The sequence below is a fragment of the Streptacidiphilus melanogenes genome (assembly GCF_000787835.1).
GTDB lineage: Bacteria > Actinomycetota > Actinomycetes > Streptomycetales > Streptomycetaceae > Streptacidiphilus > Streptacidiphilus melanogenes.
On the sequence record NZ_BBPP01000078.1, the window covers coordinates 1 to 18,374 of the forward strand.

Genomic DNA, 18,374 nt, shown 5'->3' on the forward strand with positions numbered 1-18,374 from the left:
GCCCTGGGCGGGCCGCGCGCGGGGCGGGCCGGCACGGGCGCGGTCCGCGCGCGGGCGGGACCGATCGGGCTGCCGCGTCGATGGCCGGGCTGGGACGGCCGGGTGGCGGCGTCGGACCTGCGGCGGCGTTGCCCGCGCTCGCCCAGCCTACGGCGCAGCACGGGCGTGTCACGAGTTGTCCACAGGCCAGGGGAGGGACTGCGCCCGTTCGGGCGGCCGTGGCAAGGTAGCCGGGTGAACGTCCTCGATGTCCTGCTGATCCTTGCCGCCGTCGGATTCGCCGTGAGCGGCTACCGGCAGGGCTTCGTGGTGGGTGCGCTCTCCGTCATCGGCTTCCTCGGCGGCGGCGTGATCGCCGTCCAGCTGCTGCCGCTGCTGCTGACCCACCTCTCACCGGGGATGGTCACCTCCGTGATCGCCGTCGTGGTGGTCATCGTCTTCGCCGCGTTCGGTCAGGCGTTCACCACGCACTGGGCCTGGAAGCTGCGCGGCCGCATCGGCCGCAGCAAGGCGCGGGTCCCCGACGCGATCGGCGGGGCACTGGTCAACATCGTGGCCATGCTGCTGGTGGCCTGGCTCATCGGCTCGGCGCTGGCCGGCACCTCGCTGCCGACGGTGGCGCACCAGGTCCGCAGCTCCAAGGTGCTCGGCGGGGTCCAGGACATGCTGCCCGCGGGGGCGCCCGGCTGGTTCTCCGACTTCACCTCGACGCTGGCCCGCAACGGCTTCCCGCAGGTCTTCAACCCGTTCCAGAACGAGCCCATCACCAACGTGCCCGCGCCGGACCCGGCCCTGGTGAACGACCCCGCGGTGAGAGCGGCCCGGCAGAGCATCGTGAAGGTCATCGGGACCGCCCCCTCCTGCAGCAAGGTCATCGAGGGCACCGGCTTCGTCTACGCGACGGACCGCGTCATGACCAACGCCCACGTCGTCGGCGGCGTCACCGACCCGACCGTCCACCTGGGCAGCCACACCTACCAGGCCCACGTCGTCCTCTACGACTGGCAGCGCGACGTGGCCGTCCTGGACGTCCCCGGTCTGCGAGCGCCCGCACTGACCTTCGCCGGCACCGCAGGAACGGGAGCCGACGCGATCGTCGCCGGGTTCCCCGAGAACGGCCCCTTCAACGTGCAGGCCGCTCGCATCCGTGGCCGCATCGAGGCCAACGGACCGGACATCTACCACCGTGGCAACGTCAGCCGTGACGTCTACTCGATCCGGTCCACCGTCCGGCAGGGCAACTCCGGCGGCCCGCTGCTGACGACGGACGGCGAGGTCTACGGCGTGGTCTTTGCCAAGTCGCTCGACGACGCGCAGACGGGCTACGCGCTCACCATCGACGAGGTCCGCGGCGACGCCCAGCGCGGGGTGGGCCTCACGGCGCCTGTGAACACGGAAGCCTGCGCGCTGTAGCAGAGCCGGCTCCGGCCTCCGTCCTCTCTCCGGCCCCCTCCGGCCCCTTGCCGAACCGATCTGACACGATCGTGATCAGATCGGCTGCTCAGGGTGGTCCGGCTTCCTGGTACGGTCGGCGCGAGCGTGAGATCGCGTCAGCAACCAGGAGGACGACCAGTCATGATGGGCCACTCGCACGCGGTGAGCGGGGCGCTGCTCTTCGCGGCCACCTCGCCCTTTCTGCCGCAGCTGGTGATGCACGCTCACCTCAAGCCGCAGGAGATCCTGATGGGAACGATCCTGTGCGCGGGCGCGGCCCTGCTGCCGGATCTGGACCACCACGACGGCACCATCGCCAACTTTCTCGGCCCGGTCAGCAAGTTGCTGTGCCGCTTCGTCGCCTGGATCTCGGGCGGCCACCGGCATGCCACGCACTCGCTCTTCTTCGTGGCCCTGATGACCGTCGGCACCTGGGCGGGCGTCACCTACGTCGGCAGGGGCTTCACGCTCGGCATGACCTTCTTCCTGCTGGCCATGGCCGTGCGGGCGCTGAACCTCTGCCCGCCCGGGCACGGGTTCAACGCCTGGGGCACGATCGTCGCGGAGGCCGCCATCGGCACCGCGGTGATCGCCAAGTTCATTCCCTCCGCGCCGGGTTGGCTTCCCTACGCGGTCGGGCTCGGCTGCGTGGCGCACCTGCTGGGCGACTCCATCACCAAGATGGGCGCGCCGTGGTTGTGGCCGATCAAGACCCGCTACGAGATCGAGATCATCAAGAGCAGCGGCAACAAGCTGGAGACGGAGATACTCGTTCCGCTGATGGGCGTCGGCACCATCGCACTGCTCTGGTTCACGGCTCTGTCGCCGAAGAAGCTCTAGTCATTGCAGTAGGAAGCGCACTGACGATCCGACGGGTCGGCCCCCATGTGAATGCGGGGGCCGGCCCGTTCAGCGTTGGCGCAGTCGTGAGGTGACCCAGCGGGCGCGACGGCCGATCAGGCGTGGGAAGCCGACGTGGCCCGCTGGTTCCAGCAGCGCGGTCACCGCCTTCGGGGTGTTGGGTGAGCCCGACGGCAGGCTCGAGGGCGAGCGGCGACGGCTTCGGGACGCGGAGGCGCGTTCGTGCATCCAGCTCATACTCCGAAGTTGCCCGCGCAGGCGCGTGGGTAATCCCGAGCATAAGTTCCAATTGGCTTATGCCAGTGGCGTATTCACTCGACTACGCACCGCACGGGCCGCGTCTGTCGCCGCGTGGTACACGGCTCGGTCACGGCTGGCGAGCCTTCAGCCACTCCAGGAGCAGGTCGGAGAACGCGTCCGGCTCCTCCTCGTGCGGGTAGTGGCCGATGCCGTCCAGGGGGCGCCAGTCGTAGGGTGCGTCCACGTACGCACCCGAGCCGAGAGCCGTCTCGGGCAGCAGTACCGGGTCCTCCTCGCCGTGCACGTGGAGCGTCGGCACACGCAGCTTGCGGTCCATGCGCCGGGAGAACTGGAAGCCGTCGGGGCGGCCCATCGAGCGCATCAGCCACCGGTAGGGCTCGATCGAGCAGTGGCGGGTGTTCGACAGCAGCATCGCCTGCCGGTACGTCAGCAGTTCCTTCTCGCTCGGCTGGCGTCCGGGACCGGTCCAGTCCCGCAGGTACTGCGCCACCACGGCGGCGTCCCCTGCGGCCAGCTGCCGCTCCGGCACCCACGGGCGCTGGAAGCCCAGCAGGTGCTCAGCGGCGACGATCTGCCGCCGGTCCCGCAGCAGCGAGCGCCGCAGGCTGCGCGGGTGCGCGCTGGAGACCACGACGAGCCGTCGGACCAGGGCGGGACGCATCGCGGCCGCGGTCCAGGCCAGGAATCCGCCCCAGTCGTGCCCGACGAGCGTCGCGTCGGCGACGCCGAGGGAGCGGATCACCCCGGTGAGGTCCAGGGCCATGTTCGACGGGTCGTAGCCCCGGGGTGTCCGGTCGCTTCCGCCGACGCCGCGCAGGTCGACGGCGACGGCGCGGTAACCGGCCGCGGCCAGGGCGGTCAGCTGGTGGCGCCAGGTCCACCAGAACTGCGGCCAGCCGTGCACCAGCAGAACCAGTGGGCCCTCGCCGAGCTCGGCGATGTGGAAGCGCGCCCCGTTCGCGGCGAGGTCGCGGTGCGTCCACGGACCGTCGATGCGGGGATCGAAGGCGTCGGCGCTGGAGGCGGCGGGGTCGAAGGACATGGGAAGAGCGTGTCACACCCTGGGCCCGGCGCGACGCCTCAGCACCCTGTGAGCCGTGTCAGCGCGTCGGGGCGGGGGAAGACGTGCCGGGGCGCGTCAGGGGGTCAGCGCCCGGTGCCCGTCGCCGGAGGGGATGGCCGGTGCAGCCGGGGCCGGATGCGGCTTGGCGTTCTTGAGCACGTCCACCGTGGCCTTCGCGCCCGCGATGGTGCGCTCGGGCGGGGAGACCTTCTTGAACCAGCGGTACGCCATCAAGCCGAGAATGGTCGCGATCACGACGTAGACGCCGCCCATGATGAGGAAGCACCAGACCAGGCCGAGGCCGGTCGAGTGGATCCCGTAGGCCGCCGCGAAGCTGAACATCGGGACGGAGGCCAGCAGGACGACCGCGGCGACGGCGATCGCGCCGCCGCCGGACGCGCCGCGCACGACGTCCTTCTTGATCTCCTGCTTCGCCAGCGCGATCTCGTCGTGGACGAGCGCTGACAGGTCCGCGGTCGCGGAGGCGAACATCTCCCCAACAGTACGCTCGGTCCCGGTCCCGGGAGCGGCCATATCGCTTCTCCTCATCCTCACGACTCACGCGATCCCCGTGGCGGCCGGAGTGGTGCTTCCGCCCGCCGCTGTTGCTCTATCAGATCATGCCGCTACCGGACGGTATGTCACCACCGGACACATCGCCGTCACCCGCGTCCTCTTCGTCACACAGTCGCTTGTACTTCTGGTTGCGCATCCGCAGCAGCACCGACGCCAGGACGGCGCACAGCAGCGAGCCGACCAGGACTGCCGCTTTGACGCGTTCGGTCAGTTCAGGGTCGTGCCCGAAGGCCAGCTCGGCGATGAGCAACGAGACGGTGAACCCGATGCCGGACAGGACCGAGATCGAGAACAGGTCAGCCCAGGCCAGTTCGGGGTTCAGCTCCGCACGGGTGAAGCGCGCCGTCAGCCAGGTGCCGCCGAAGACACCGAAGGTCTTGCCGATCACCAGACCCAGCACCACACCGAGCGGGGCCGCCTCCGTGAACACCTGGGCGAGGGCGTGCGGGCTGATCGACACCCCGGCCGCGAAGAGCGCGAAGACGGGCACGCAGAAGCCGGCGGAGAACGGGCGGACCAGGTGTTCGATGTGCTCGCCGGGCGAGTGCTCCTCGCCCGGGTCCTTGGTGACCCGCAGCATCAGGCCCATCGCCACGCCGGCCACGGTGGCGTGGATGCCGCCCTCGTGCATCAGCGCCCAGATCACCACGGCCAGCGGCACGTAGATGTACCACCCGTGCACCCGTGCCCGGTGCAGGACGTAGAAGAGCACCAGTCCGAGCAGGGAGAGGCCGAGGGCCCAGAGTTTGACGCCGTGGCTGTAGAAGATCGCGATGATCAGGATCGCGATCAGGTCGTCCACCACCGCCAGGGTCAGCAGGAAGGCCCGCAGCGGGGACGGCAGATGTGAGCCGACGACCGCCAGCACACCCAGGGCGAAGGCGATGTCCGTGGCGGTGGGGATCGCCCAGCCGCCCCGGTGACCGCCCGGACCGCTGTTGACGATGACGTCGATGACGGCGGGGAGCGCCACGCCGCACACGGCGGCCACGACGGGCAGCAGCGCGGCGCGCGGGTCGCGCAGCTCGCCCACGACGAGCTCGCGCTTGAGCTCGATGCCGGCCACGAAGAAGAAGACGCTCAGCAGTCCGTCGTTGGCCCAGTCGGCGATCGAGAGGTCCAGGTGCAGCGGCTTGCTCGGGCCGATGGTGTAGGAGCTGACCGTCTCGTACGAACCCGGCCACGCGTTTGCCCAGACGAGGGCCATCACGGCGGCGATGAGCAGCAGGATGCCGCCGACCGTCTCCGCCCGCAGGGCGTCAGCGATGAAGGCGCGTTCCGGCAGAGGCAGCCGCGCCAGGAACTGGCGACGTGGCGGCGTCGGAGCGCTCACGCGGTGGCCTCGCTTCCGTCACATACATCCGTTTTGTCACATGCTACGGAGGTACGAACGAAGCGTCGTCGAAGCGCGCGGCCCGCCCCCGCCGTGAGGCTGAGGACGGGCCGCGGTCAGGACCGGTGGGTGATCCCTGCTCAGTCCTCGCTGGGGGCCGCGGGGAGCTTGCTCTGGATCAGGTCCATGACGGTGGTGTCCGCCAGCGTGGTGACGTCGCCGACGGCGCGGTTCTCGGCCACGTCGCGCAGCAGGCGGCGCATGATCTTGCCCGAGCGGGTCTTGGGCAGCTCGCTGACCGTCAGGATCCGCTTGGGCTTGGCGATCGGGCCGAGCACCTTGGCCACGTGGTCGCGCAGCTCGGCGGTCAGCTCGTCCGAGTCCTGAGCGGTGCCGCGCAGGATGACGAAGGCGACGATGGCCTGACCGGTGGTGGCGTCGGTGGCGCCGACCACCGCGGCCTCGGCCACCTGCGGGTGGGAGACCAGGGCCGACTCGACCTCGGTGGTCGAGATGTTGTGACCGGAGACCAGCATCACGTCGTCCACCCGGCCGAGCAGCCAGATGTCGCCGTCCTCGTCCTTCTTGGCCCCGTCGCCGGCGAAGTAGCGGCCCTGGAAGCGGGACCAGTAGGTGTCGAGGTAGCGCTGGTCGTCGCCCCAGACGGTACGCAGCATCGACGGCCACGGCTCCGTCAGCACCAGGTAGCCACCCGAGCCGTTGGGCACCTCGCGACCTTCGTCGTCGACCACGGTGGCCGCGATGCCGGGCAGCGGCACCTGGGCCGAGCCGGGCTTGGTCTCCGTGACGCCGGGCAGCGGGGTGATCATCATGGCCCCGGTCTCGGTCTGCCACCAGGTGTCGACGATCGGGGTGCGGCCGCTGCCGATGTGCTCGCGGTACCAGACCCACGCCTCGGGGTTGATCGGCTCGCCGACGCTGCCCAGCACCCGCAGCGAGGACAGGTCGAACTTCGCGGGGATGTCGTCGCCCCACTTCATGAAGGTGCGGATCGCGGTGGGCGCGGTGTAGAGGATGGTGACCCCGTACTTCTGGACGATCTCCCAGAAGCGGCCCTGGTGCGGCGTGTCCGGCGTGCCCTCGTACATGACCTGCGTGGCGCCGTTCGAAAGCGGCCCGTAGACGATGTAGGAGTGCCCGGTGACCCAGCCGATGTCGGCGGTGCACCAGTAGACGTCGGTCTCCGGCTTGAGGTCGAAGACGGCGTTGTGGGTGTAGCTGGCCTGGGTCAGGTAGCCGCCTGTGGTGTGCAGGATGCCCTTCGGCTTACCCGTGGTGCCGGAGGTGTACAGGATGAACAGCGGGTGCTCGGCCGCGTGGGCCTCCGGCGCGTGCTCGGCGGACTGACGCTCGGTGATCTCGTGCCACCACACGTCCCGGCCTTCGGTCCAGGAGGTCTCCTGGCCGGTGCGGCGCACCACCAGCACGTGCTCGACCTGCGGGCAGGACTGCAGCGCCTCGTCGATGGCCGGCTTCAGGGCGCTCGGCTTGCCGCGGCGGTAGCCACCGTCCGCGGTGATGACCAGCTTGGCGTCCGCGTCCTGGATCCGGGAGGACACGGCGTCGGCCGAGAAGCCGCCGAACACCACCGAGTGCGGGGCGCCCACGCGGGCGCAGGCGAGCATCGCGACCACGGCCTCGGGGATCATCGGCAGGTAGATCGCGACCCGGTCGCCCTTGGTCACGCCCAACTCCAGCAGGGAGTTGGCGGCGCGGGCGACCTCGTCCTTGAGCTGGGCGTACGTGATGGTGCGGGTGTCGCCGGGCTCGCCCTCGAAGTGGATCGCCACGCGGTCGCCCAGGCCGGCCTCGACGTGCCGGTCCACGCAGTTGTAGGCGACGTTCAGCTCGCCGTCGGCGAACCACTTGGCGAAGGGCGGGTTGGACCAGTCGAGCGTCTCGGTGGGCTCCTTGGCCCAGCTCAGGCGCCGGGCCTGCGCGGCCCAGAACGCCAGGCGGTCGGCCTTGGCCTCGGCGTAGGCCTCGGCGGTGACGTTGGCGGCTGCGGCGAGCGCTGCGGGAGGTGCGAACCGCCGCTCCTCCTTCAGCAGGTTCGCCAGACTCTCATTGCTGCTCAACGCAACACTCCTCATCGATTACGTCCTGGTTTCGTGAGATAGCTCACCAGGTCGACAGGTGTGCTGACAAGGCCGGGCCCCAAAATTGGTGTAGACCTTTACCGGGGGTCAAGCCCCCTTCGGCCTTCGGTCGGCGGGCCTGGTGGTCCTGGGGCCCTCAGCATGCCCAGGGCGGCTTCAGGCGGCGGCGTCGGCGCCGGGGTGCACGGGCAGGAAGCCCCGGTTGCCGGGCGACCAGACGTAGGTCTGGGCCGTCGTCAGTTCGAAGTAGAGCCCCGTCAGTCGGATCGTGCCGAGTTCCGTCCTGCGAGCCACGCTCGGGTGAGCCAGCAGATTGTCGAGCTGCTGGACCACGTTCGTCAGACAGAGCCGCTCCAGCGGGTCGGTCGACGGGGACCGACCGTGGAAGCGAGCCGGCGTGTGCCGGACCCGGTGCAGGGAGTCCTGACCGTGGCGCAGCCAGCGGGTCAGCGGCGTCCCGGCCCGGCCGTCGCGGCGGTGCGCCCCGTGCAGCAGAGACTGCATGGCACCGCAGCCGGAGTGCCCGCAGACGGTGACATGTCGGACGTTCAGCACGTCCACCGCGTACTCCACGGCGGCGAAGACGCTGTCGTCGGCCGTGGGTGGCACCAGGTTGCCGATGTTCCGGACGGTGAACAGCTCTCCCGGGCCGCTATTGGTGATCACGTTGGGGATCATCCGCGAGTCGGCGCAGGTGATGAAGAGCTGGGAGGGTGACTGCCCCTCCCGGGCCAGCCGCGCCAGCTCGGGACGGAGCAGTGGCGCGGTGTGCCGCTGGAAGTCCCGGACGCCGGTCAGGGCGTCCGGCGCGGCCATGGCCGGGACGGCAGGCGGGGACAGCGGACAGGTCTCGTTAGTCGGCGTGCTGTGCATGGGTCGCGTCTCCTGTGGGGTAGGACGGCGCGGCGGGGTATGCCACGGGAAGGCCAAGAATCGGTAAACGAAGAGTAATGAATCCTTTACCTTCTTGGCGCTCCCGGCGGCCCAAGTTCACTCCTGAGGGCGGAGCGCGGGCCGGGTATGACAGCTGGTCAGACCCTCAGTGGTTCGGGCAGGCCGGTCAGGTGCTCGCCCAGGACGAAGCCGGGATCGACCTGGGCGGCCAGGTCGGAGCCCGTCTTGGCGTTGCCCCAACTCTTCGCGTTGCGAAGGTGGAAGGAGACCATCTGGCGGGTGTAGCGGCCCCAGTCCCGCTCGGCATGGGAGGCGTCGACCGTCTTCTGCATGACCTGCAGCACCTCGGCGTTGGCCGGTTCCAGCTCGGTGAAGGCCGGCGCGCGCCCCTGCTCCGTCCGGCGTACCCACGCGGAGCGCCCGAACCCCGCGAGCAGGGCGTCGCCCAACTCCTGTCGGAGGAAGTCGAGGTCGTCCTCGCTCTCGACCTTGTTGCCGACCACGTGCAGCCGGACGCCGTAGTCCGCGGCGTAGTCCCGGTACTGCCGGTACACCGCGACGCCCTTGCGCGTGGGCTCGCAGACCAGGAAGGTCTGGTCGAAGCGGGTGAACAGACCCGAGGCGAAGGAGTCGGCGCCGGCCGTCATGTCGGTCACCCAGTACTCGCCGGGACCGTCGACCAGGTGGTTGAGACAGAGCTCCACTGCGCCCACCTTCGAGTGGTAGCAGGCGACGCCGAGGTCCTCCTCGTCGAAGGCGCCCGTCGCCATCAGGCGCAGCGAGGCGCCGTCCACGGTGACCGGCCGGGCGCAGAGCCGGTACACCGGATTGTCCTCGACGATCCGCAGCAGCCGGGAGCCCCGTCCGGGCGGCGTCGTCTTGATCATTGACGCGGCGTCGGCGATCCGGGGGTTTCCCCCGCGCAGGTACTCCTTGATGGCCGGGAGCTCGGCGCCGAGCGAGGGCAGCGTTGCGCACTCCTCGTCGGTGAGCCCCAAGGCGGCGCCCAGGTGCTGGTTCACATCGGCGTCCACCGCCACCACCGGGCTCCCGGCCACAGCGAGATGGCGGACGAACAGGGAGGACAGCGTGGTCTTGCCACTGCCGCCCTTGCCGACGAAGGCGATCTTCATGGGAGCTCCGGACGGGACTCGGGGTGGTGCGCAGCGAGGATTGGGCTGCGGCGCGACGCCGTCACGCCGCCCTGGCGCGTCGAGGGGCTGTCGAGAGCTGCCGACAAGGCGGCCCTCCGACGATGCTCCCCCGACGATCGGGCCGACGGTCGCGGTGTCGATGCGCTTATTGATAACCGTTATCGTCACCGATTCCTGACCATCGTAGCGACGCCCCCGGGCCCGTAGATCGGCTTTCACTGATCCTTGACACTTTCGGGTGATGCACCCCACGTCCCCCTTCGGGCTCCGGCCGCCCAGGAGTTCCGTAATGTCGGTGCGGTGAGCACGAGCACTCCTTCCTCCTCCGCCGCATCCGGTCCGGCGGACCCGCTGGCACCCCTGGGCGAACTGCCGGGCGTCGCCGAGGCCGTCGCCGAAACCCGCCGCGCTGTGGACCGTCTCTACGGGCACAGGGTGATGCGCCGCCGCGCCGCCGAGGTCACCTCCGAGGCGGCCCTCCGCGGCGCCCGCGCCTCCGCCGCTCTGGAGGGCGCGAACTGGCCGCTCGAGGAGGTGCGCCGCCGTACCGACTTCGGACGTGAGGCTGATGCCCGCTTGGTCGGTGGTGCGCTGCGCCTGAACGCGGAGGTCGGGCAGCTGCTCGGGACCTGGCGTCACTCCCCGCTTCAGGTCCTCGCCCGCTTGCACCTGCTCGCCGTCGGCGACACGGGTGGGGGCTCCGCCTCGGACTCGGTCGACGCCATGACCGGGGAGGCGTCCGGTGGCCTCGGCGCCATCGCTGTGGGGCGGCCGCGGCGGGCCGACGAACCCGCCGAGGTGCTCTTCCGGCACCCGCTGGCCGCTACGGAGAAGGTCGAGACGGAGTTCGCCGCGCTGGAGCGGACTCTCGACCTCTCACTGCCCCCGGCGCCGTCGGCCGCCGAGGTCTCGGGACGATTGGACACCCTCGCCCACATCTTGGCCAGCCGCGGTGGCACCAAGCACCCGAACGAGCGAACGGCCCCCGCCCTCGTGGTGGCTGCCGTGGTCCACGGTGAGCTGCTTGCCCTCCGTCCCTTCACCAGTGCGAACGGCCTGGTGGCGCGAGCTGCGACGCGCATCGTGCTGATCGCCGAGGGGCTCGATCCGAAGGCCGTCTGCCCGATGGAGGTCGGCCTCGCCGAGCTGGGGAGCGACGCGTACCTCGCCGCCCTCACGGGCTACGCCTCGGGTACGGCGGACGGCATGGCCGCCTGGATCGCCCACTGCGCCCAGGCGCTGCGCCTCGGAGTCCGGGAGAGCACGGCCGTCTGCGAGGCGATGCAGCGCGGCATGGCCTGATCTCCCTGGCCCTGGCGGGTCAGGGATTCGAGGGCGCCGTGCCGGAAAAGGGTTGCGGCGGCATCGCGGGATGCCGCCGCTGGCACAGGATCCGAGTGACCATGCGTTGCCTTTGTCGTGCCCATCCGGCGGGGAACTCTGCCCGTTCACCGGGTGTGGCGGCCCAGATCGTGGGTCGGCTAGCCGTGGGTGCCCGGAGGCTGTACGCGGTCCGTGTGGCCTGACGCTTCGATGGTTCCTTTCAACGTCGCCGTCTGAGGTGTTCCATCCGGTCTCGCGGGCCGTAACTCCTTTGTAGCGCGGAACGAGCAGAAGCGGAACCCGGGGGCTCACTTCTTTACCTCGGGTGTCGCGCGACGGCCCTCTGTCTCCCGCACCGCTCGTGGAACCAGGCCGGTCATGCTCCGGGGCGGCCGGAGCGCCGCGCCGCGTACCAGACCAGCCCGGCGGCGGTCACAGCCGCGCCCAGTGCGGCGGCCGCCAGCATCGGACGGCTGGTCACGGCGAGCGAGGCGCTGCGTTCCCGCAGCTGAACGGGGCGGGTGAAGACCAGCACCGGCCAGGAACGCGCCTGCGCCTCGCGCCGCAGCGCCCGGTCGGGGTTGACGGCGTGGGGGTGGCCGACGGCCTCCAGCAGCGGCAGATCGGTGGCGGAGTCGCTGTACGCGTAGCAGCGCTGCAGGTCGTAGCCCTCGACGGCGGCCAGCTCGCGGATCGCGACGGCCTTGTTCTCCGCATAGGCGTAGAAGTCGATCTCACCGGTGTAGCAGCCGTCCTGCTCGGCCATCCGGGTGGCGATGACGTGGTCGGCGCCGAGCATCTCGCCGATCGGCTCGACCAGCTCGGAGCCCGAACTGCTGACGATCACCACGTCGCGGCCGGCCGCGTGGTGCTCCTCGATGAGCGAGGCGGCCTCGTCGTAGATCAGCGGGTCGATCAGGTCGTGCAGGGTCTCCGCGACGATCTCGCGGACCTGGGCAACGTTCCAGCCGCGCGCGAGGGAGGAGAGGTACTGCCGCATCTTCTCCATCTGGTCGTGGTCGGCGCCGCCCGCCAGGAACACGAACTGTGCGTAGGCGCTCTTCAGCACCGCACGGCGATTGATCAGCCCGCCCCGGTAGAGGGGCCGGCTGAAGGCCAGCGCGCTGGACTTCGCGATCACGGTCTTGTCCAGGTCGAAGAAGGCTGCCTGGCGTGCTGGGCGGGGCTGCGAGTGGTTTTCCACGAGTCGAGGATAAGTGCCAACCATTCGGCGCAAGGCCCGGCGCGGTGGGTTTGCTTGAGAAGGGCTTCGGGTACACCATGGAAGTCACGGATCGTTCGCGACCGTGCTAACCCAGCTCGACTCCTCCCCCCCCGAGTCGGGCTGTGGAGGACGACCCCCGCTCTCCCCCCCGGCGGGGGTCGTCGCATGTCGGCGGCCAGGTGCCGCGGTGCGATTTCCCGATGAACGCGGGGATGCGTCAACCTCTCGGCGCTTTATCACTCCCACGTGTGGCCTGGTTTTCCACACCCCCTTGTTTATCCACAGATTGCGGCTCGCTACACCGGCCCCTTGCGAATTCGACGCACTGTGGTGTCCGCGCCGAAACGGGCGCGTCCATCACTCCGCGAGGGAGCCGACATGGCCGGACGCCCACCCACCGATCCGCCCGACGGGCCGCCCGCAGTCCCGCCCGTCGGCCCGCCCGCCCCGTCGCTCGACGGGCGGGAGATGCGGTTCGGGCCGCTGATCGTCACCGAGGACGACGAGCTGATCGAGGCACTGCTCAAGCTGTGCGCCGCCGCTGGAGCCACCCCTCACGTCGTGTGCGGGGCCCCGCCGCCGCGCCAGGCATGGGAGGCCGCGACGCTCGTCCTCGTCGGAGTCGACGTGGCCGAACGCATGGCGGCGGTGACTCGGCGGCCGGGCGTGCTGCTCGTCGGGGCCGATCTGGACGACGCCGCCGTGTGGCAGAAGGCCGTCGCCATCGGCGCCGAGCACGTCGTCTTCCTGCCCGACAGCGAGCCATGGCTGCTCGACCGGGTCGCCGACGCCGCGGAGGGCGTCGGCTCGCCCGCCCTGACCGTCGCGGTCATGGGCGGACGCGGTGGGGCCGGAGCCTCGACCTTGGCCTGCGCCCTCGCCCTCACGGCTGCACGTGAGGGTCACCGGACGGTGCTCATCGACGTCGATCCGCTCGGCGGCGGGCTCGACGTCCTGCTCGGGGGAGAAGGGGCGGTGGGGCTGCGCTGGCCCGATCTCGCCTCCTCCCGAGGCCGGGTCAACGCCGTCGAGCTGGAGCAGTCCCTGCCCCGGCTGCACCGCCTCGCGGCCCTCAGCTGGGACCGAGGGGACACGCTCACCATCCCCGGCGAGGCGGTGCGCACCGTGCTCGGCGCCGCCAGGCGGCGCGGGGGTGTGGTGGTGCTCGACCTGCCGCGCCGCATCGACGACGCGGCGGCGGAGGCTCTCGAACAGGCCGATCTGGGCCTGCTGGTGGTGCCGGCCGAGCTGCGGGCGATGGCGGCGTCGAGCAGGGTGGCCGCCGCGGCGGCCATGCGCCTGTCGGATGTGCGGGCCGTCGTCCGGGGCCCCTCCCCGAGCGGGATGACGGGCGCCGAGGTCGCCCGGGGCCTGCGGCTGCCCCTTGCCGGAGAGCTGGCCCCGGAACCGGGGCTGGCCGCCGATCTGGAGTGCGGGCGCCCGCCGGGAGTCCGGCCCAAGGGCCCTCTGGGCCGGTTCTGTACCGCGTTTCTGACCGAGGCTCTGGCCGGGGCCGGCCTCACTGACGGTGGGGGAGTGGCGGCATGACGAGGAGCACGAGCACGGGACACCGCACCCACGCGGGCAGCGGACGCACGACCGCCGGACCGTCCGGGGCGGTCTCCTCGGCCCTTCTGGACGCGGTACGGCTGCGGCTGGCCGAGTCCGGGTCGGAGCCCACCATCACCGGCGTCGCAGCGGCCCTGCGCGCCCAGGGCCGGCCCTACGGGGACACCGAGGTGCTGGAGATCGTCCGGGAGCTGCGCGCCGAGATGGTCGGCGCGGGTCCCCTCGACCGCCTGCTCAGTGATCCGGAGGTCACCGACGTCCTGGTCAACGGCCCGCGCGAGGTGTGGGTCGACCGCGGGCACGGCCTGCAGCGTGCCAGGGACGTCAAGTTCGCCGACGAGCCGTCGGTACGCCGTCTGGCCCAGCGGCTCGCCCACACCGCGGGGCGCCGCCTCGACGACGCCCGGCCCTGGACGGACGCCCGACTGCCCCAAGGGGTACGGTTGCACGCGGTGCTGCCGCCCGTTGCCGTCGGCTGCACCTTGATCTCACTGCGCGTCAGCCGTCCCCGCCCTTTCACCCTCGAGGAGTTGGTGGCGTCCGGCTCACTGACCACCTGGGGAGCGGGGCTGCTCCACGCCCTCGTACGTGCCCGTGTGGCCTACCTGGTCTCGGGCGGTACGGGCACGGGAAAGACCACGCTGCTCGCTGCACTGCTGGGGCTGGTCCCTGCGGGCGAGCGCCTGGTCGTCGTCGAGGACTCGGCCGAGCTCCAGCCCGACCACCCCCATCTGGTCCGGCTGGAGGGCCGACCGCCCAACCAGGAGGGCGCCGGGGGCATCGACCTCCGGGACCTGGTCCGACAGGCGCTGCGGATGCGCCCGGACCGTCTGGTCGTCGGCGAGGTCCGCGGCAGCGAGGTACTGGATCTCCTCGCCGCCCTGAACACCGGTCACGAGGGCGGCTGTGGCACGGTCCACGCGAACGCCGCCTCCGACGTGCCGGCCAGGCTGGAGGCTCTGGCGGCCACGGCGGGCCTCGGCCGAACGGCCCTGCACAGCCAGTTGGCCGCGGCGTTGGACGCGGTCGTGCACCTGGTACGGGGGCCCGGCGGACAGCGCCGGGTGGCCGAGGTCTGCGTCCTCGAACGGGGCGAGGACGGCCTCGTCACAGCCCTTCCGGCAGTCCGCTTCCCGGCCGCGGGCGGCCAGGAGCCTGGCCCCGGATGGCCCCGCCTCGCCGAGCGCTGCGGCGGGCTGCGGGCTCCGTGGTCGCGACCGAAGGGAGGGGCCGGCTGATGCCGGTCGGTCTTCCCGGGCTCAGCGGCCAGCAGGGCGGCACCGGGTGGTCCCTGACAGGCGCGCCCATGTGGCGTTACGGAGTTCACGCCTGGCAGGCCGCCCCCACCTGGTCCACGTCCGGAGCACCGGCCCGCACGTGGACGGCTCAGGCCCTGGTGGCCTGGCTGTCGAGGACGGGCGCTCCCTCCGAGCGTGCCACGGCCGGGCCGGTCTTCTCCTGGCCCGGGCCGCACGCCCTGGCGACGGCGGCGGTGATGGGGACGCTCGGCTGGCTCGCCTGGTGGCTGGCCAGGCGGGACAGGGCCGCCAGGCGGATCGTCCGCCTGTGTCCCGGGGCCACCACGCAGCGGCCCGCTCCCTGGCGAGGGCGGTTGCGACGGCTGCGGGCGGCCCTGCCGGTGGAGCTGCTCCTTGTGCCGCTGGGCGCGGTCGGCGCCTGGCTTGCGGCGTCACCGGTGCCCGGATTGGTGGGAGCGGCGGCCGTCTGGCCGGTGATCCGATGGCGACGACGAAGGCGGGTGGCGCGGGAACGGGAGTGCCGTCAAGCCGCCGTGGTGGAGCTCTGCGCGGCTCTGGCCGGCGAGCTCCGCACCGGGGCGACCCCGCACCAGGCGGTCGAGATGGCCGTCGAGGGTCTCCCCCACGGCGACGCGCTCGACTCGACCGCCCTGCTGGCCGCCGTCCGGCTCGGCGGGTCGGTGGACGGGGCACTCCGCCTACTGGCGGAATCGCCGGGAGCCGAGGGCGCCAGAGGCGCGGCCGCGTGCTGGCGGGTCACCTCCGCCAGCGGGGCGGGTCTGGCCGAAGGACTCGACCGGGTGGCCGAGGGGTTGCGTGCAGCGCGAGCCCTGCGCGACTCCGTCCGGGCAGAACTGGCCGGCCCGCGTTCGACGGCGGTGCTCCTGGCCCTCCTCCCGGTCTTCGGCCTCGCCCTCGGAGCGGCCCTCGGAGCCGATCCCGTGCAAGTGCTGCTCCACACCACGTCAGGACTGGTGTGCCTGATGGTGGGAGCGTCCCTCGAATACGCCGGGTTGACCTGGACGGCGCGCATCGCCCGTATGGCGGAGGGTGCGACATGAGCCAGACCCGACGGCGGCGAGCGGCCCGTCGCCCCGGCCCTGTCCGGCAGCTGTACGGAGCGGCCTCGTGAACAGCGGGTGGGTTCTCGCAGCGGCGGCCGCCAGTGGGCTCACCGCTACGGTCTCGGGTGCGGTGCTCCGGATCCGGCATCGGCGGATCCGCAACAGGGCCCGCCAGGTCGGAGTCGATCCCATCCGCCGGAGGCGGCGGCCGGGCAGGCGCCCGGGCCGGGAGCGGCTCCTGCCGAAAATCGCGTCGTTGCTGCTCGGGGCCGGAGCGGCAGCCCTGTTAGGCGGGCCGACGGGCTGGCTGCTGGGGGCGGTGGTGGCCGTGCTCGGCCTCCGCTTCCTGCCGGCTCCGCCGGGGCCGGACGAGCGGGACCGGCGACGGCAGTCAGAGCTGCTGCGGTCCCAACTGCCACTCGCAGCAGATCTGCTGGCGGGCTGCATGGCCTCCTGGTGCCCGCCTGACGCCGCCGTCGCGGCAGTTGCCGAGGCGATGCCGGAGCCCATGGCGGGGCGGCTCGTGGCCGCCGCCGTCCAGCTCTCCATGGGCGCCGCCCCGGAAGCCTGCTGGGAACGACTCGGCGAGGCCGAACCGGTGCTCGCCCCGCTGGGCCGGTGCCTCGCCCGTGCCGCCTCGAGCGGAGCGCCTCCGGCGGCCGGTCTCGCGCGGCTCGCCGACGCGGAGCGGGCCTCGGCCGCGCGCGAGGCCCAGGCCCGGGTGCGCCGCGCGGGAGTGCTCGCGACCGCCCCGCTGGGGCTGTGCTTCCTGCCCGCCTTCGTCCTCGTCGGAGTCGTCCCGGTGGTCACCGGCCTGGCCGGGATCTTCCTGGGCCGACTCTGAGCGAGACGCAGGTGCCACGTCCGCTGCCCCGTACGACAAGCCGGGCAGGCCCACGTTCCGCGACGCGGGCCTGCCCGCTCACCCACCGATCCGTCAGTCCATCGCCTGAGGAGCCGGCATGACCACATCCGCTGACGACCCGACCTTCGACCCCACTTCGAGCGACCGCCCGGCGTGCGGCACGATGCCGCCCACGCACCTCCCACCGCCTGGTCTGGCGACGCCGGGCATGACGCCATCACGTACGACACCGCCCCGTGTCACGTTCCCGTGCACCTCGCCGCCGCGAGGGGTGCCGTTCGTACGGCTCTGCCTTCGGCGTCCGGGTGTCGCCCTGGAGCTGCTGGTCTGCACGACCCAGGTGTGGCTGATGCACGGTGGCCAGATGCTCCGCCGGGGGTCACGCGCTCGCTACGGGCGCTTCGCCTCCGACGACGGCATGACGACGGCCGAGTACGCGGTCGGCACAGTCGCCGCATGCGGATTCGCGGCGTTGCTCTACAAGGTGGTCACCAGCGGGGCTGTCTCCTCGGCGCTGCAGGGCCTGATCCGGCGAGCCCTCGGTGCCGTCTGAGGGCCGGCGCCCGTCCGATGCGGGCTACACCACCGCCGAGACGGCCGTTGCCCTTCCGGCGTTGGTGCTGGTCACCACGATGCTGCTGTGGGCCGTGCTGGTCGGTTCGGCGAAGGTGCGCTGCGTCGACGCGGCACGCGAGGCAGCACGCGCCGCCGCACGAGGGGATCCGGCGGCGGCCGCCCTGGGCCAGGCCGCCGCGCCTCCCGGCGCCTCGGTCTCGGTCAGCTCCGCCGGAGACCAGGTGCGTGCGGAGGTGTCCGCCGAGACCAGCGGCCCGGGCGGGCTGCTCAGCTTCAGGGTCTCCGCGACGGCTGTGGCCGAGCGGGAGCCCGGCGAACCGGGGGCCAAGCCGTGAGGCCCGTGAGCCCATCAGGCGGGCGACGCGAGGATGCGGGTGCCGCCACGATCTGGTTGGTGGCCCTGCTCTGCCTGGTCGGTCTGGCGGCAACTGCGGCCCTGGGCGTGGCAGGTGCGGTCGCCGCCCGCCACCGGGCCGAGTCGGCGGCCGACTTGGCCGCTCTCGCCGCAGCGGGCCGACTGCTCCTGGACCCGGGCGAGGCGTGCGCCGAGGCCGCTGCCATCGCCTCGGCCCAGGGTGCCACGCTGCGCTCGTGCACGATCCGTGCAGACGCGCAGGAGGACAGCGTTGTGGTGGAGGTCTCCGCGCCCTCCCCGAGCGGTCTGATCCCCGGCCTTCCACCGGCCCGGGCCCGTGCCCGTGCCGGTCCGGTCACGGCGCCGTTCTGATCGACCGGCGCGCCGGTCGATGCCTTGGGGGCCCGATGCCTTGGTGCCCAGCCGCTCTGGGGAGGCCCGC

General features: G+C 71.9%; 18 protein-coding genes. 10 read left to right on the forward strand and 8 right to left on the reverse strand.

Annotation, left to right across the window (positions count from 1 at the left end; all coding sequences use genetic code 11):
- Positions 1 to 234: 234 nt before the first annotated feature.
- Positions 235 to 1,413, forward strand: coding sequence for a MarP family serine protease (locus TR49_RS38135; RefSeq protein ID WP_042390737.1), 1,179 nt, complete (start codon positions 235 to 237; stop codon positions 1,411 to 1,413).
- A 162-nt stretch (positions 1,414 to 1,575) separates the two neighbouring features.
- Positions 1,576 to 2,274 carry a metal-dependent hydrolase gene (locus TR49_RS38140; RefSeq protein WP_042390738.1) on the forward strand — a complete coding sequence of 233 codons (699 nt, stop codon included), beginning with the start codon at positions 1,576 to 1,578 and terminating at the stop codon, positions 2,272 to 2,274.
- Between the two features lie 69 nt (positions 2,275 to 2,343).
- Here TR49_RS38140 and TR49_RS38145 read toward each other — a convergent pair whose 3' ends face one another.
- The 7 genes from TR49_RS38145 to TR49_RS38175 form a co-directional block, all read right to left on the reverse strand.
- Positions 2,344 to 2,532: a hypothetical protein gene (locus TR49_RS38145; RefSeq protein WP_042390739.1), complete on the reverse strand. Its 189-nt coding sequence runs from the start codon at positions 2,530 to 2,532 to the stop codon at positions 2,344 to 2,346.
- Between the two features lie 130 nt (positions 2,533 to 2,662).
- A complete protein-coding gene (locus TR49_RS38150) occupies positions 2,663 to 3,598 on the reverse strand; it encodes an alpha/beta fold hydrolase (RefSeq protein ID WP_042390741.1) in 936 nt (311 codons plus the stop codon).
- Positions 3,599 to 3,694: 96 nt separating this feature from the next.
- Positions 3,695 to 4,111 carry a phage holin family protein gene (locus TR49_RS38155; protein ID WP_236653728.1) on the reverse strand — a complete coding sequence of 139 codons (417 nt, stop codon included), beginning with the start codon at positions 4,109 to 4,111 and terminating at the stop codon, positions 3,695 to 3,697.
- A gap of 121 nt (positions 4,112 to 4,232) precedes the next feature.
- Entirely contained in the window at positions 4,233 to 5,528 is a 1,296-nt protein-coding gene (nhaA, locus tag TR49_RS38160) for a Na+/H+ antiporter NhaA (RefSeq protein WP_052434975.1), read from the reverse strand.
- A gap of 140 nt (positions 5,529 to 5,668) precedes the next feature.
- Positions 5,669 to 7,627: an acetate--CoA ligase gene (acs, locus tag TR49_RS38165; protein WP_236653729.1), complete on the reverse strand. Its 1,959-nt coding sequence runs from the start codon at positions 7,625 to 7,627 to the stop codon at positions 5,669 to 5,671.
- Positions 7,628 to 7,804: 177 nt separating this feature from the next.
- Positions 7,805 to 8,521: a carbonic anhydrase gene (locus tag TR49_RS38170; protein ID WP_084725834.1), complete on the reverse strand. Its 717-nt coding sequence runs from the start codon at positions 8,519 to 8,521 to the stop codon at positions 7,805 to 7,807.
- Positions 8,522 to 8,679: 158 nt separating this feature from the next.
- Positions 8,680 to 9,675, reverse strand: coding sequence for an ATP-binding protein (locus tag TR49_RS38175; protein ID WP_042390752.1), 996 nt, complete (start codon positions 9,673 to 9,675; stop codon positions 8,680 to 8,682).
- A gap of 321 nt (positions 9,676 to 9,996) precedes the next feature.
- Here TR49_RS38175 and TR49_RS38180 point away from each other — a divergent pair, with 321 nt between their 5' ends.
- Complete coding sequence (locus tag TR49_RS38180) at positions 9,997 to 10,998, forward strand: Fic family protein (protein WP_042390754.1); 1,002 nt, start codon at positions 9,997 to 9,999, stop codon at positions 10,996 to 10,998.
- 397 nt (positions 10,999 to 11,395) lie between these two features.
- Here the strand turns inward: TR49_RS38180 and TR49_RS38185 are convergent, their stop codons facing one another.
- A complete protein-coding gene (locus TR49_RS38185; protein ID WP_042390756.1) occupies positions 11,396 to 12,247 on the reverse strand; it encodes an HAD family hydrolase in 852 nt (283 codons plus the stop codon).
- A 375-nt stretch (positions 12,248 to 12,622) separates the two neighbouring features.
- Between TR49_RS38185 and ssd the strand changes: the two genes are divergently transcribed.
- From ssd to TR49_RS38220, 7 genes are all read left to right on the forward strand, one after another.
- Positions 12,623 to 13,792: a septum site-determining protein Ssd gene (gene ssd / locus TR49_RS38190; RefSeq protein WP_439654168.1), complete on the forward strand. Its 1,170-nt coding sequence runs from the start codon at positions 12,623 to 12,625 to the stop codon at positions 13,790 to 13,792.
- Complete coding sequence (locus TR49_RS38195; protein ID WP_084725835.1) at positions 13,789 to 15,051, forward strand: TadA family conjugal transfer-associated ATPase; 1,263 nt, start codon at positions 13,789 to 13,791, stop codon at positions 15,049 to 15,051. The genes ssd and TR49_RS38195 overlap by 4 nt, the downstream gene beginning before the upstream one ends.
- Entirely contained in the window at positions 15,051 to 16,133 is a 1,083-nt protein-coding gene (locus TR49_RS38200) for a type II secretion system F family protein (RefSeq protein ID WP_236653730.1), read from the forward strand. The genes TR49_RS38195 and TR49_RS38200 overlap by 1 nt, the downstream gene beginning before the upstream one ends.
- 259 nt (positions 16,134 to 16,392) lie before the next feature.
- A complete protein-coding gene (locus TR49_RS38205; RefSeq protein ID WP_152627693.1) occupies positions 16,393 to 16,980 on the forward strand; it encodes a type II secretion system F family protein in 588 nt (195 codons plus the stop codon).
- Positions 16,981 to 17,365: 385 nt separating this feature from the next.
- The gene (locus tag TR49_RS38210) at positions 17,366 to 17,554 is read left to right on the forward strand and encodes a DUF4244 domain-containing protein (protein WP_052434977.1); all 189 of its coding nucleotides are present in this window, start codon (positions 17,366 to 17,368) and stop codon (positions 17,552 to 17,554) included.
- Positions 17,544 to 17,912: a TadE family type IV pilus minor pilin gene (locus tag TR49_RS38215; RefSeq protein ID WP_042390758.1), complete on the forward strand. Its 369-nt coding sequence runs from the start codon at positions 17,544 to 17,546 to the stop codon at positions 17,910 to 17,912. Before TR49_RS38210 ends, TR49_RS38215 begins: the two co-directional genes overlap by 11 nt.
- A gap of 5 nt (positions 17,913 to 17,917) precedes the next feature.
- A complete protein-coding gene (locus TR49_RS38220) occupies positions 17,918 to 18,304 on the forward strand; it encodes an Rv3654c family TadE-like protein (RefSeq protein ID WP_201776282.1) in 387 nt (128 codons plus the stop codon).
- Positions 18,305 to 18,374: the final 70 nt, after the last annotated feature.